The organism is Clostridium mobile (assembly GCF_018918285.1).
Classification (GTDB): Bacteria; Bacillota; Clostridia; order Clostridiales; family Clostridiaceae; genus Clostridium_AW; species Clostridium_AW mobile.
The window spans coordinates 301,575-316,221 of record NZ_JAHLQF010000003.1 but is presented as its reverse complement, the minus strand read 5'-3'; the positions used below and the strand labels follow the sequence as shown (position 1 = coordinate 316,221).

Annotated in this window: 13 protein-coding genes; 3 read left to right on the top strand and 10 right to left on the bottom strand. The window is 30.0% G+C overall.

Annotated elements, in window-relative coordinates:
- Window positions 1–36: 36 nt before the first annotated feature.
- The 9 genes from dpaL to KQI86_RS13175 form a co-directional block, all read right to left on the bottom strand.
- Window positions 37–1,260, bottom strand: coding sequence for a diaminopropionate ammonia-lyase (gene dpaL, locus KQI86_RS13215; RefSeq protein ID WP_246582808.1), 1,224 nt, complete (start codon window positions 1,258–1,260; stop codon window positions 37–39).
- 20 nt (window positions 1,261–1,280) lie between these two features.
- The gene (locus tag KQI86_RS13210; RefSeq protein ID WP_216439850.1) at window positions 1,281–1,664 is read right to left on the bottom strand and encodes a RidA family protein; all 384 of its coding nucleotides are present in this window, start codon (window positions 1,662–1,664) and stop codon (window positions 1,281–1,283) included.
- A gap of 496 nt (window positions 1,665–2,160) precedes the next feature.
- Window positions 2,161–3,534 (bottom strand): cytosine permease, encoded by a 1,374-nt coding sequence (locus KQI86_RS13205; protein WP_216439849.1) that lies wholly within the window; start codon window positions 3,532–3,534, stop codon window positions 2,161–2,163.
- Window positions 3,535–3,636: 102 nt separating this feature from the next.
- Complete coding sequence (hydA, locus tag KQI86_RS13200; RefSeq protein ID WP_216439848.1) at window positions 3,637–5,064, bottom strand: dihydropyrimidinase; 1,428 nt, start codon at window positions 5,062–5,064, stop codon at window positions 3,637–3,639.
- Window positions 5,065–5,502: 438 nt separating this feature from the next.
- Window positions 5,503–6,723: a tyrosine--tRNA ligase gene (gene tyrS / locus KQI86_RS13195; protein WP_216439847.1), complete on the bottom strand. Its 1,221-nt coding sequence runs from the start codon at window positions 6,721–6,723 to the stop codon at window positions 5,503–5,505.
- 183 nt (window positions 6,724–6,906) lie between these two features.
- Window positions 6,907–7,326, bottom strand: coding sequence for a hypothetical protein (locus tag KQI86_RS13190; protein WP_216439846.1), 420 nt, complete (start codon window positions 7,324–7,326; stop codon window positions 6,907–6,909).
- Window positions 7,327–7,448: 122 nt separating this feature from the next.
- A complete protein-coding gene (locus KQI86_RS13185; RefSeq protein WP_216439845.1) occupies window positions 7,449–8,600 on the bottom strand; it encodes an AlbA family DNA-binding domain-containing protein in 1,152 nt (383 codons plus the stop codon).
- A gap of 56 nt (window positions 8,601–8,656) precedes the next feature.
- A complete protein-coding gene (locus KQI86_RS13180; protein ID WP_216439844.1) occupies window positions 8,657–9,766 on the bottom strand; it encodes a Ger(x)C family spore germination protein in 1,110 nt (369 codons plus the stop codon).
- Window positions 9,747–11,159 carry a spore germination protein gene (locus KQI86_RS13175; protein WP_216439843.1) on the bottom strand — a complete coding sequence of 471 codons (1,413 nt, stop codon included), beginning with the start codon at window positions 11,157–11,159 and terminating at the stop codon, window positions 9,747–9,749. Before KQI86_RS13175 ends, KQI86_RS13180 begins: the two co-directional genes overlap by 20 nt.
- A 95-nt stretch (window positions 11,160–11,254) precedes the next feature.
- Between KQI86_RS13175 and KQI86_RS13170 the strand changes: the two genes are divergently transcribed.
- The 3 genes from KQI86_RS13170 to KQI86_RS13160 all read left to right on the top strand — a co-directional run bounded on the left by KQI86_RS13170 (window position 11,255) and on the right by KQI86_RS13160 (window position 12,964).
- On the top strand, window positions 11,255–12,382 hold the full coding sequence (locus KQI86_RS13170) for an endospore germination permease (protein ID WP_216439842.1): 1,128 nt from the start codon (window positions 11,255–11,257) through the stop codon (window positions 12,380–12,382).
- Window positions 12,383–12,538: 156 nt separating this feature from the next.
- Window positions 12,539–12,709: a zinc-ribbon domain-containing protein gene (locus KQI86_RS13165; RefSeq protein WP_216439841.1), complete on the top strand. Its 171-nt coding sequence runs from the start codon at window positions 12,539–12,541 to the stop codon at window positions 12,707–12,709.
- 99 nt (window positions 12,710–12,808) lie between these two features.
- Entirely contained in the window at window positions 12,809–12,964 is a 156-nt protein-coding gene (locus KQI86_RS13160) for a DUF5670 family protein (protein WP_216439840.1), read from the top strand.
- A 56-nt stretch (window positions 12,965–13,020) separates the two neighbouring features.
- Here KQI86_RS13160 and KQI86_RS13155 read toward each other — a convergent pair whose 3' ends face one another.
- Window positions 13,021–14,616, bottom strand: a complete 1,596-nt coding sequence (locus tag KQI86_RS13155) for a peptide chain release factor 3 (protein ID WP_216439839.1) — start codon at window positions 14,614–14,616, stop codon at window positions 13,021–13,023.
- Between the last annotated feature and the right edge of the window lie 31 nt (window positions 14,617–14,647).

The window sequence follows — 14,647 nt, the reverse complement described above, 5'->3', positions numbered from 1 at the left end:
TATTTTTTTCCCATTAACCCTCATCTTTATTAATTGCTAAATGGAAGCATTGTCTCCATCCCATACTATATCTCTATATTTATAAGGGTCTGTATTCCCTTCTGTACTAATTATTAATATCTTTGAATCTTCATTAAATCCTAGTTTTTCTCTTAGCTCTTTGTAGCAGTCCTTTTCCATAAGCAAGCTTAGTACTCCTGTTCCAACGGCTCCTGATTCTCCAGATATTATCTGTGGATCTCCCTTAAGTGGACTAGCTAATATTCTCATTCCTCTCGCTGCCACATAGTCTGGACAAGAGAAGTATGCATCTGAATAGTCCCTTAATACTTCCCAGCTTATTGTATTTGGTTCTCCACAAGCTAGTCCTGCCATTATAGTTTGCATATCGCCTGTTACTATGTGCGGTTTACCATCATTTATTTTAGCTGATTTGTATATGCATGGTGCATAATCTGGTTCTAATACAATAGTTATCGGTCTATCTTCTCCAAATTTTGATGCTAAATATCCTTGTACTGCTCCTGCAAAAGAACCTACCCCTGCTTGCACAAACACGTGGGTTGGATTATCTACTCCATTTTCATTTAACTGCTCCATAGCTTCATGGATTAATGTTCCATATCCTTGCATTATCCATGTTGGAATATCCTCGTATCCTTCCCAAGCTGTATCTTGAACTACTACCCATCCATGCTTCTTAGCCATTTCATCTGAAAGTCTTACAGCATCATCATAGTTTCCATCTATGATACTTGCTTCAGCCCCTTCTTTTCTTATGTTTTCTAATCTAGTTAGAGATGAGCCCTTTGGCATGTATACAACTGATTTTTGTCCTAACTGATTAGCTGCCCACGCTACTCCTCTTCCGTGATTTCCATCTGTTGCTGTTACAAAAGTTATTTCTCCTAGCTTTTCTTTAATTTCCTTTGATCTTAATAGGTCAAAAGATACTTCTGATATATCCATTCCAAGTTTTTTGCTTAGATATTTTCCTATTGAGTAGGAACCTCCTAATACTTTAAATGCATTAAGGCCAAATCTATAAGATTCATCCTTTAAAAATATATTATTTACTCCTAAGTACTTAGCTAAATTATCCAATTTGTGTAATGGAGTAACTGAGTATTCTGAGAAACTTTTATGAAAATCCCTCACATTGCCTATAACCTTATCTGATATAAAGTCTGTGTTAACTTTTTTATATCCTTTATCTCTCGCTCTCTCATTTAATACAGACTTTATTAGTTCCTTTTTCATCATTATCTACCTCCAGTTATTTAATCATTTTTCACTGCAATAACTTCTATTTCAATTTCTGCATCCTTAGGAAGTGCTGCTACTTCAACACAGCTTCTTGCAGGATAGAATCCTTCGAAATACTCACCATATATTTCATTTACCTTTGAAAAATTTTCTAAGTTCTTTAAAAATACTGTAGTCTTAACTACATCTCTAAGAGTTAATCCTTCTTCTTTTAATATTGATATAATATTTTCAATGGATTGCTTCGCTTGCTCTTCTACGCCTTTTGGCATTTCTCCAGTACTTGGATTAACAGGAAGTTGTCCTGAAAGAAAAACTAAGTTAGAAAATCCAATCCCTTGTGAATATGGCCCTATAGCAGCCGGCGCATTTTTACTACATATAATTCTTTTGTTCAATTTTAATTCCTCCTTTAAGATCTTTTATCCGATAGCTAATCAGTTCTAATATCCCTATTTATTAATAGGTAACTATCTTGGTTATATTCTAAATTGTTTATAAATACAGCAATAATCGTGCCAATGCAGAAAAAGCTATACTTCCTATATGTTTAATGAAATTCTCATGTTTTTTGACTTATCAATATGATAATTTTTATCATATTGATAAATGTTGCTTTTCAATTACTTCTCTGTGATAAGTAGATTTTAATCAGTACAAATTATCATATTGATAAAAACTATGATTTTAATTTCATATTTATCTATTTAACAATCACATAATAAAACCATATAAAATTAGCGTACTCAAAGACAAAGTCTGTGTATATATTTATTAATTTACACAGACTATTGTACTTACCACTAATCCAAATACAACGGACATTATACCGTACGGCTCTCCTAGATGCTGACATATAAATGCAGCAACGCTACCAAATAATAAAGTATATTATTAATCAAATGGTATATGTTGGCCTATTTTTTGATCATATTTATTTAAAACCATAGTTCTCATTAAAACTATATAAAGAACAACGCTTAGTCCAAATCCTATAAAGAAAGCATAATCACTAAATATCATAGCAATACCAAAAGATATGAAAAGAGATATCATCCCTGCTGGATTAAAATTATTTTTATAGGTATATTGTCCACCTTCCTCATATAAGTCTTTAACATTTAATTTTTGTTTCCTTATGATATAATAATCTGTTATCATTATACCTACTATTGGCCCTAATAAACCAGATGTTATAGCCTGAAATTGAACAAGATAATTTCCAAACTTCCAAGGTAAAATAACAATTCCTATAATACCTGAAATTATTGTAGAAGTTACAAAATTTAGTTTAGGAAATATATTAAGCATTATGTATGCTGGTGGTAATAGGTTAGCTGCCGTATTAGTGGACCATTGTGCAAAAACTATTGTTAAAAAACAAAATGCTAAAACTACAGGTTTAGAACTACCAAAGCTTTCTATAACTACATCTATAGGATTCCATGTCCCAGTTAATATTCCTGCGGTCATACCAACTAACAATATTGCAGTACCTACTAAAACAAGGCCTAGTATTTGAGCTATTATGGAATTTTTATTTCTTTGGAAGAAAGTCTGATTTTCATAGTTTTCACTTCTCTTTAGGCTCCTAGTTAAATCAGGGCTATTCAAAGCCATTGTAATCCATCCACCTGCAATACCCATCACCGCAAATGAAAAAGGTGCTGTATTATCTCCTGGAGTAGCTAATATATCAACAATAGTAACATTATGGGTTTTAAGTAACCAAAACATCATAGCCCCTAATACTATTGCTAAAGTAGGTATGGCAATCCAATCAAATTTAGCCATAGCCTTCAATCCATAGATTGCATTAATTATTTGAATTGCCCCAAATAGTATAATTAGTAATGTAACATTTGAATATCCAACTAACATTTTCATAACTTCATTTAGCGCTATTGCACCAACCCAGGTTTGAAATCCAAACCAGAAAAAGCAAGGTATAGCCCTTATAAACCCAGCTATATATGAACCCTTATATCCAAAACAAGCTCGAGTATATACTGCAAAAGGTATTCCATATTTAATTCCAATATCTCCTGTTAACACTAATAGACCAGTAACCATTAAATATGCAACAAGTATAGCATATATAATTTTCATAGGTGACAATCCTGGATAAAGTTGTGCGCCTATAGCAAAACCAGCAATATTAATAGTCATTCCAGACCAAAGTAGTGTAAAATCTAATAAAGATATATCTCTTTCCGAATCTTTCGTTGGTAGAAGTTCTGGACTTGTAAGAGAATTTTTAATTTCCATATTTATTCCTCCTATTTAAAATTAAATAAGTCATAATCCTAAATTTCTTTATCTTTTATTTTTTGTGTGCTATTTTTCATATATCACATAGTTTAAACTAAACTATAAGCTAAATTTTTCTAATATTCTTTTATCAATTTTTCTCTTTATAAATCTTCCTTCTCCTTTGTTACCATGAAACTCACCATTTTCCACTATAACCTTACCTCTAGCTATTGTCATTACAGGATATCCCTTCACCTTCATTCCCTCATGTAAACAATAATCTATATTATTGTGAAGAATGTTATGAGATAAAGTCACTTCTTTATCCATATCCACTATGACAATGTCTGCATCACTTCCTGGAGCTAATATGCCCTTTTGAGGGTAACATCCATAAAGCCTTGCAATGTTAGTACTTGTAATCTCACACAATTTATTTATTGATATTCTTCCTTTTGATACTCCTTCTGATAATAATATAGGTAATCTTATCTCAGTTCCTGAAAGTCCATTTACTACTTTAGTAAAATCATGTATTATATTTCCCCTATCATCTTTCTCTAAAAACATGGATTTCTCTTCTCTTGAATATGTACAATCATCTGATCCAGTAATAGATATTACGCCCTCTTGTATACCCTTCCACAGATTTTCTGCTTCCTCTTTTGTTCTTAATGGAGGGGAACAAATGGCCAAATGACCACTTTCCAAATTTTCATATATATCTTTGAAAATAGTTAAATAATGAGGACATGTCTCTATATATATTGGATATCCATTATTTTGAGCCTTTTTTGCAACCTCCAAAGCTTCCCCATTGGTTGTGTGAACTATACACAAAGCATTTCCTACATATTTAGAAAAATATATAGACCTACTCACTGCTTCAGCTTCACATAATATAGGTTTAGCTTCTGCAAATTTAGACCAACTCAAGTTTCCTTCTTCTCTAAATTTTTCAATATTTAATTCCGCTATAGCATTGTTCTCAGCATGAACCATGGGAAGTGCGCTTAATTCCTTTGATTTATTAAATACTTTTATTAATGTCTCATCTTCAGACATAACCCCTTCTTTTTTATATGTCATAAACATTTTAAATGAAGGGCATCCGTACTCTACGATTTTTTCTATTTCATCTATTATATTTTGTGGTGCTTCAACGAATTTACCATGTATACTGTAGTCAATGGCTGATTTGCTCATTTCTTTATGCCTTTCTTTAACAGCTTCCAATACAGAGTTACCTTTAAATGTATTAGTAAAGTCCATCATCATGGTAACTCCACCAAAAGCTGCGGATATACTTTGAGTATAAAAATCATTTGCCCCAAAACATCCTTGAAAAGGTGCTTCTACATGCATATGAGCATCTATAACTCCTGGTAATATATATTTTCCCTCTGCATCAATTACTCTTTTACTATTGTCAAATTCTTCTCCTAGTCCTATTGATTTTATTTCTCCATTCTTAATACCTATATGAGCCTTAATTGTAGAAGAGGGAGATACTACATACCCATTTTTGATTGTTAAGTCATACATATCAATATCCTCCTTAATTTACAAAATAATATTTTGAAGATTAAATATTTTCTGATATATAAGAGCAAACTTCATACCAATTCCTTATAATATTATATTTATTTATGTTATATCTTGGATTTACTTATATTTCATTACTATCAAGTGATTCTTAGCTTCAGATGGAGTTTGCTTAAAAGGAATACTTACTCCAACTGAAGCTTAGAAGAACTTATCCAGGGACGTAGCATCAGTTATGCGTAGAAGATGGGAGTATTACGGATGGTAGTCATCGGATAGAATAATAAATTATAGAATTTTAATATATAATAGAAAAAAGCTTATTATCAATTTGAAAAAAATTATCAAATCGATAATAAGCTTATGAGACATTAGTTTTCCAACTTTTCATTGAATTTTTCATCAATATTTTTTATCATAATGATAAACTCATTATATTTATTCAAGCACTATTCTATTATAATTTTTCTTTCCTCTTCTAATTATAACACTACCATCTGCGAAATCATTCTCTGTAATTATTAAGTTTACATCTGTAACTTTGTTATCATTTATATTTAATCCACCCTGTTGTATTAATCTTCTTCCTTCTCCTTTTGATGGAATTATTTTTGTTTCAACAAGAATATCAAGCAATGAGGAATTTAATTTGTCTTTTGTAATATATGATGTTGGAACATTGCTCATATCCTTTCCAGCACCAAATAGAGCCTCTGAAGCTTCTTTGGATCTTTGGGCTTCTTCTTCTCCATGAATTAACTTAGTAACTTCGTATGCAAGTACTTTTTTAGCTTCATTTATTTCTGAGCCTTCTAGTGCACCTAATCTTCTTACTTCATCCATTGGTAAGAATGTTAATAGAGCCAGACACTTTTCTACATCTGCATCATCAACATTTCTCCAATATTGATAGAATTCATAAGGAGTAGTCTTTTCTTTATCTAACCATAATGCACCATTAACAGTTTTACCCATTTTGTTTCCTTCACTATTAGTTAGTAAAGTACAAGTCATTGCAAAAGCAGGTTTTCCTTCTTTTCTTCTGATCAAATCTGCTCCTGCCAACATGTTACTCCATTGATCATCTCCACCTAATTGCATAACACAATCATGTCTTCTAAATAGTTCTAAAAAGTCGTATCCCTGCATTAACATATAGTTAAATTCTAAGAACGAAAGACCCTTTTCTAATCTCTGTTTAAAACATTCTGCAGTTAACATTCTATTTACTGAAAAGTGAACTCCTATTTCTCTTATAAATTCTACATAGTTTAAATTTAATAACCAATCTGCATTATTAGCCATTATAGCTTTGCCATTATCAAATTCTATAAATCTTGATAATTGACTTTTTATACAAGCTACATTGTTATCTATGGATTCCTTTGAAAGCATCTTTCTCATATCAGTCTTTCCTGAAGGATCCCCTACCATGACAGTTCCTCCGCCTACTAAAGCTATAGGTCTATGTCCAGCCTTTTGCATATGGGACATCATCATAAGTGGTAAAAAGTGTCCTATATGAAGACTCTCAGCTGTAGGATCAAAACCTATATAAAAAGTTATCTTTTCTTTAGATAACAATTCTTTTATTTCATCTTCATGAGTAGTTTGTTTTATATATCCTCGTTCTAATAATATGTCATATACATTACTCATTTGTACTACCTCCCCTGGTATATTTTATGTATTTATTTCTTCTTTATAGTATATATATAAACGTTCTTTTTATCAACTTTTACAAATAAAAAAAGCTGGATATTTGCCACCAGCTTTTTGTAAAAACATATAAAATTATCTATATCAATCCACATTATTTTCTCACTAACTAAAATGTTTACATCAAGCACAAACCAAATCAACAACATATTTCTTCATGCAATCAAGCATTTCTTCCTCATTTACGCTGATCAGAAAATCAACGTCATATTGTTTTTCTAACATTTCTAACTCATAAAATAAATAAGCAGCATCCTCTATATCAAGGTTTATAATATTAAATAAACCATCAACAAAAATGGTATCAATATCATAATTACTTGAAAGTATGCCGCACAAAAATCCGTAAAAACTATGGTGATTTCTTAAGTTATAGTCGCAAGTTGAAACAAATCTGATATCCCTCTGAAGTTCAAACATGATTCTTTTGTCATCGTCAATAAATACTATATGTCCTTTATTGTCTTCTACCCTATTGTTTGCCATCTCTATCAATGTCTTTGTTTTTCCTGCTCCTCTTTGGGCGCAAAGTACTTGAATCATATTACCACCCCTAACTATATTTTTTAAGGTTTTCTTATATAAATTATATAATATTCTGAATTTTTTTGCAATGAAAAAAATGGGCATTTTTGCCCAAAAATCTATTTTTATATTACATATTTCTACATTTGCTTAATACTCCTGACCCCTGGATAAATAATTTTAAAGGAGTTTTCTTTTATTGAGTTTACAAACACTACTTTACCTTTTCCTTTGAAATATTTCTTCATTCTTAAAAATCCCCTACCTGTATTAAAAAATCTATTTTTGTTATCTATAGTTATAAGCTTTTCATATATCCACATATTTCTCTTTAAATATTTACTAGTTTCTATATCTTTACCGTTTATAATTACACCTGGACTCACTAAAACAATGCTATTGGGATTTATAATGATTTCTATTTCGTTACAACATAAAGTATAATCTCTATAAAGTATTGAATTGGTTAAACCTTCATAAACACCTTTAATAGGATAATTTTTAGGTAAAACCTCTCTTAAACACTCTTCACTTTTATCTAACATAGATAATAAATCACCAGTTATTATTATATTGTTAGGAAAATTTTTATTTACATTGTTTATTATCTTAATCATATTATGGGGAAGGAAAATGCTATTATATTTTGAAAAGACCAACATGCCCCCTAATGTTGCTAGATATTTATTAGAATCTTTATCAAAAGTAATTATTGAGGCATTTTCCATAAGATTAATTATATTATTGTCATTCACTTCAATACTCTTTAAATTGAAGTATTTTTGAACTAAGCTTCTGTCTATAAAGCTCACATCACTTTTTACTACAGGGCATAATTCCACATTTAAACTTAAGCTTTCATTTAAAGCAGATATAATTTCTTCTTTTCTCATAGTATCCGTTGTTGAGCCCCTTCTAATATAAAAAGCTCCATTTTCTCTTAATTGATATGGTTTCTGTGCCCCATCATATATATTTATTACAGCTATTTTTTTATCACCTAAATCTACAAATTCTAATGAAACAGGTATAGGAGGTTCGCATCTAGAGCTTACTATTTGCTGTATTTTCTCCTCACTATAGTTTTCTTCATCTACGCCTATAATCTTTTTTGTTTTATCTTCAATTCCTATAATTAAATATCCTCTGCCACCTCGTGAGTTGGCTATTGCACATATATCCTTCGATAATTCTTTTCTACCGCTTTCTATATCCAACTCCAACATTTGTTTAAAATCTAATTTTATTCCTTCTCCTCTTTTAATTAAATTCAAAAGTTTTTTACTATCCATATTAATTTACCCTCATACAATAATTACTAGTTACTTTAATTATATTATATCATATATTAATGAAATCCCTGCCTAGTAGATGAACCTTCTATTACAACTTTTACATTTACATCCAGTGTAGTCTTTTCTAATATATTTTCTGAATTTGCATGAGGATACCTAATTTTAAAATCCCTCTCTAAATTAAATATATCTAAATTATTATTTTTATATGTTTCAAATACATCTTTAGTAGCTCTTATAATATTATCTTCAGCTCCTCTAGAGATATTTTCTAAATTTTCAGGAGTAAAATTTAACTTAGATTGAGTTTCGCCAACAGTAGTTCTTACATTAATCGTTTTAATCAACTTTAAGTTTTCTCCATCGTATTCCATATTAGTTTTAGTATTGCTATTTTTTATTTCTAAAGTTACATACTTATTTTCCTCATCTGAATAAGGAATTTCTAAAGTTCCAGTCTTAACTCTATTAATAAGAAAATTATATCCTTGACTTTCATGTAGTGGTATATCAGCCACTAATTTATCATATTTCATTATTGCTCCGCCATTGATAATTAGCAACTCTTCTAGTTGATCTTTGCTCATTTCTAATAAAGTTATTACAGTAGTGCGGCCAGGCTTTAATCTTTCATTAAAATAGTCATTTATAGTAAGTTTTATGGCCCTTGAAGATGTTCCTATATTATCTATTAAATCCGTTATAAATATCCCTATATATTCTTCTGATTTTATATGAGCACTCAGCAATCTTTCCACATCACCTCTATATACTGCTACGTATTGTCTTAGTATAAATTCTTGATCCCTGCCTATGAGATCTATAAAATCATGTATTCCATAAGCTGCTGCTTTCTCTGTAAATATTAAAGCCTTATTTTGTGTAGCATTTATTTTATAGCTAGTGGATAATCCTATAGTTCTTATAGCTTCAAAAATAGTTTTTCCTTTTCCTTTATATACAATCCTCTCTCCTTTTTCTGATCCACTTCTAGCACTTCTATAGGGTTTAAATGTCTCCACATATACTATAGGGTTATTATCTTCGTCAATGTCAATTATAATACTAGTAGAAAATAATACTCTATTTATATCTGTATAGTTAAAACAGCCATTTAGCAAGAAACACATACATAATATTAAACTAACTAATATTTTCTTCATTTAAATCATCCTTACCTATATTTTTAGATATATTTTCCAAATCTCCTCTAAATAAAATATCTTTAAATTTAAATTCTTTAGATGTTCCTAATGGATATAAATAAGGATATCCTACTGACTCTAAACTAGATATATGAGCCACAAATGTAAGCATTACTATATAAAATCCAGGTAATCCTAAAAGGGAAGAGAATAAAACTATAATTATAGACCAAGCGGCAATAGGTCCATATAGTTTAGGAACTAAAAAAGAACATATAGAAGATACTGCTATAACTATTAATCCTATTTGTGATGCTAAACCAGCACCTATGGCTGCCTGACCAAGAATGAGAGCTCCTACTATACTAGCCGCTTGACCTACAGGTTGAGGTAGCCTTATTCCAGACTCTCTTAATATTGCAAAGAAAAACATCATTAAAAACAACTCCACTACTGCTGGAAATGGAACCCCTGCCCTTGATACTGCAAGTCTAAAAACAAAAACAGAGGGTATTAGAGAAAAATGATAAGTTGTAATAGCTAGATATAATCCTGGCAAAAATGTAGCTATCAAAAAAGCAAACTCTCTTAATATTCTTGCTACATTAGAATAATATTTATTAATATAGTAATCATCTGGCGCTTGAAAATGTTCTATTAAAAAGTGTGGTATAGTCATTATAAATGGAGAACCATCCACAATAATTCCTATTCTACCCTCATATAACATTGAGGATATTACATCCGCCTTTTCACTATATCCAGTAGTATCAAAAAAACTTTTATTATTAGAGAATTTTTCCGATATATAGTTAGACCCCAAAATAAAATCCTGATCTATTCCATTTATTTTATCTCTTACTTTATTAATTAAATCCTCTTCCGTTACACCTTTTATATAGACCATAACTACTACTGTATTTGATTTTTTTCCTATATGAAAACTCTCAAATTTTAAATCAGCATTTTTTATCCTTCTTCTTATCAATGCTACATTATCTACAAAAGATTCATTAAATGCCTCTCTAGGTCCCTTTATAACATTTTCTGTTTCAGTGGTTGATATGGCTCTCTTACTGTAACCCTTAGCTTCACAGTATAATATGTTTTCACTATTTTCAAATATTATCAGCACATCTCCAGATAATATATGTATCATTGCTTCATCAAAATTATTAATATCATCTACAGAATTTGCATTGAGTATCCCTTTTTTTAAATTATCTATATCTTTTATATTATCTTGGTTTTGAATTATTGGAGTAACAATATACTGGCTTATAAAACTAGAGTTACATAGATCATCAATATACATTATGTATATTGGCCCTATAACCGTTTCAATTTCTCTATATTTTAGATCAAAATTATCCTTTAACTTTTCTTTTATTAATTCAAAATATCTACTCATAAATTTCACCCTTGATTATTATTTGTAGTTATTAAGAATATTATTCGGCAATTGGTAAATAATATAAATAAAAATTTTTTTTCAAAGGTGAGTAAATGTATAAAATGACTTCAAAACAAATGTTTTTTATAATTTTGGGATTAGTAATAGTGTCTCAAAAAACCTATCCTACCATTTACATCAGAAATGGAGGTAAAGATTCTTGGATTGCCACAATTATTGCATCTATAATAATATTATTGTATTTTATTCTTTCAATTAAGGTATTTAAAAAGTCAAATTGTTACGACTTATATGATATATATTGTTCTTCTTTTGGTAAAATATTAGGAAACACTTTTCATATATTTTATATAATATCTCTTATATTAACTTTAGTAGAATGTGCAGGAGTAGAGTCCAGTGCAATACATACTAATTTATTACTAGAAACTCCCATATGGTATATTCTAATATTTATGACAGTTCCAGCCATATATATAGTAAAAAAAGGTACCAAGAGTATTTTATCAACTACCATAATAGGTATAATATTAATGATATTAGCTGGAATAAATTTAGCTATTCTTACTAGTACATATAAACATATAACTTTTATATTACCTATGTTCCAAAATGTTTTTACTTTGGGATTTTGGCTTTGCACATTGCAAATATTAGGCTTATATGCCCATGTGACTTTAGCTTATCCCTATTTAGAGTATGTAGCTAAAAAAGATAAATTATTAAAACACGGTGTTTTAACAATGCTTTTTTTAATTCAAATGCAAATTGTATCTACTTTAGGAGTTCTCATGACCTTTCGAGTTGATAGATTAAACAATCTATCTTATCCTAAACTTACTCAAACTCAATTAGTAAGCTTTTTGAGATTCTTAGAGAGTGGAGAGCTTTTCGTTATGCTTCAAACAATAGGAGGATGGTATGTTAAGTATGTACTTGTATTAGCATTAACATTAAAAGCACTAAAGAAGATAAAAATTGATGGAAAATATACTATTTATATAATAACTTTATTCATTTTTGCATTCACCAATTATATCGCAGATGATTTACTGTTATTTTTTAAGTATTTAAATCTATATACTTATGTATCCTTAATAAACTTTTTTATAATACCTTTACTAGCTATAATAATATTTAATTTCAAAAATAACAGAGAAAATAAGAAAAAAAAGGCTAAAAGCAATAGTTCTCAAAATTCAGTAAATAATCAATCATAAATTGATTTTCCATATTGTATATATAATGGCTTTTATGATATAATTACAACTGTATTTATTATTAAATATATAGGTAATTTCTCAGGTACTTAACTCCTTTATCATAGGAGAGCTATCCATGAAAAATTACCCTATGATTAAAAGGAGGTTTTTGCTTTGGCTGATAAAACAATTGAATGCAAAGATTGCGGAAAAGAATTCATCTTCACAGAAGGAGAACAAGAATTCTATAAAGAAAAAGGATTTGAAAATGATCCAGTAAGATGTCCAGAATGTAGAAGAGCTAGAAAAGCTGAAAGAAATAATGGACCAAGAGAAAGAAGATAAGAGAGGTTTTACCTCTCTTTTTATTTTTTTTATATAATTACCTCCATATTTGCAAATACTAATTTTTGCGATACCTAATTTAAAATGGAGGTTTTTTATATGATATTTCTTAAATGGCTAGGTGGATTTGTAGTTTTATTTTGGTTAATAGGATTGATATTTAGAATAGGTGGCAATTTAATAAACCTTCTATTGTTAATAGCTGCTTTAATATTTATTGTAGATGTGTTATTTGGTAGAAAAAAGGAAGTATAAAAAATTGCGATACAATTTTTTAACTTTCTACTGAAAAAATTGTATCGCAATTTTTATTAATCTTCGCTTTTACCTACATCGGATAATACTATATCTTTATTATGGTCTAAAGCCCAGCTTATTGCCCAATCACTTTGGAATAACAGAAGTACTCTATCTTTAAAATCTCTTACTACCTTAGTATCACTAGTTATAGTTAACTTATCTGCATCTAAATTGGAACTCTCAACCCATCTTACATATCTATATGGTAGTCTATCCATTTTAATATCTACATTATATTCATTTTTCATTCTGTATTCTAATACTTCAAATTGTAGAACCCCTACTACTCCTACTATTATTTCTTCAAATCCCATGTTAATTTCTTTAAACACCTGAATGGCACCTTCTTGGGATATTTCAGTAATACCCTTTACGAATTGTTTTCTCTTCATAGTATCTACAGTTCTAACCCTGGCAAAATGCTCAGGTGCAAAGGAAGGTATTCCTTCAAAAGAAAATTTATTGCTTGGTGTACATAATGTATCTCCTATTCTAAATATTCCTGGATCAAATACACCTATAATATCACCAGCATAAGCTTCCTCAACTATTTCTCTATCTTGAGCTAGAAACTGTTGAGGTTGAGCTAATTTTACTTTATTTCCACCTTGCATATGGAATACTTCCATACCTTTTTTGAACTTACCTGAGCATATTCTCATAAAAGCTATTCTATCTCTATGAGCTGGATTCATATTAGCCTGTATTTTAAAAACAAAGGCAGAAAAATCATTTGAAAATGCATCTATTTCCCCTACGTTAGAATCTCTACCTAAAGGTGGTGGTGTTAGATTTAAAAATTCTTCTAAAAATGGTTCTACTCCAAAATTAGTTAATGCACTACCAAAAAATACAGGAGTTAACTCACCACTTCTAACCTTGTTTAAATCAAAATCATCTCCAGCTATATCTAAAAGTTCTATGTCCTCAATCAATTTATCATGAAGAGGTTGCCCTAATAAATCTTTAAATACAGGATCATCAACAGTTCCTTCAAGAGCTTCAACTCTCGTTTGACCATGTTTACCATCGTTAAACACTTCAATTACCTTTTTATTTCTATCATAAACACCTTTAAAATCAATACCTGAACCTATAGGCCAGTTCATTGGATAGGATCTTATCCCAAGGACTGTTTCAAGTTCCTCCATAAGTTCAAAAGGATCCCTTGTTTCTCTATCCATTTTATTTACAAAAGTAAATACAGGAATTCCTCTTAGGCTACATACATGGAACAACTTTTTGGTTTGTTCTTCAACACCCCTAGCTCCATCTATAACCATTACTGCACTATCCGCTGCCATTAATGTTCTATAGGTATCTTCACTAAAGTCCTGGTGTCCAGGTGTATCTAATATGTTTATACAATAACCATTATAGTTAAACTGCATAACTGATGAGGTTACGGAGATACCTCTTTGCTTTTCTATTTCCATCCAGTCTGAAACTGCATGCTTTGAAGCCTTTCTAGCCTTTACTGACCCTGCAAGTCTTATTGCGCCTCCATATAGCAATAGTTTTTCTGTTAGTGTAGTTTTACCTGCGTCTGGGTGAGATATTATTGCAAAGGTTCTTCTTTTCTCTATCGCTCTAACTATATCTTCCACTATATTCTCTCCTCTTTTTAAAATGTGTACT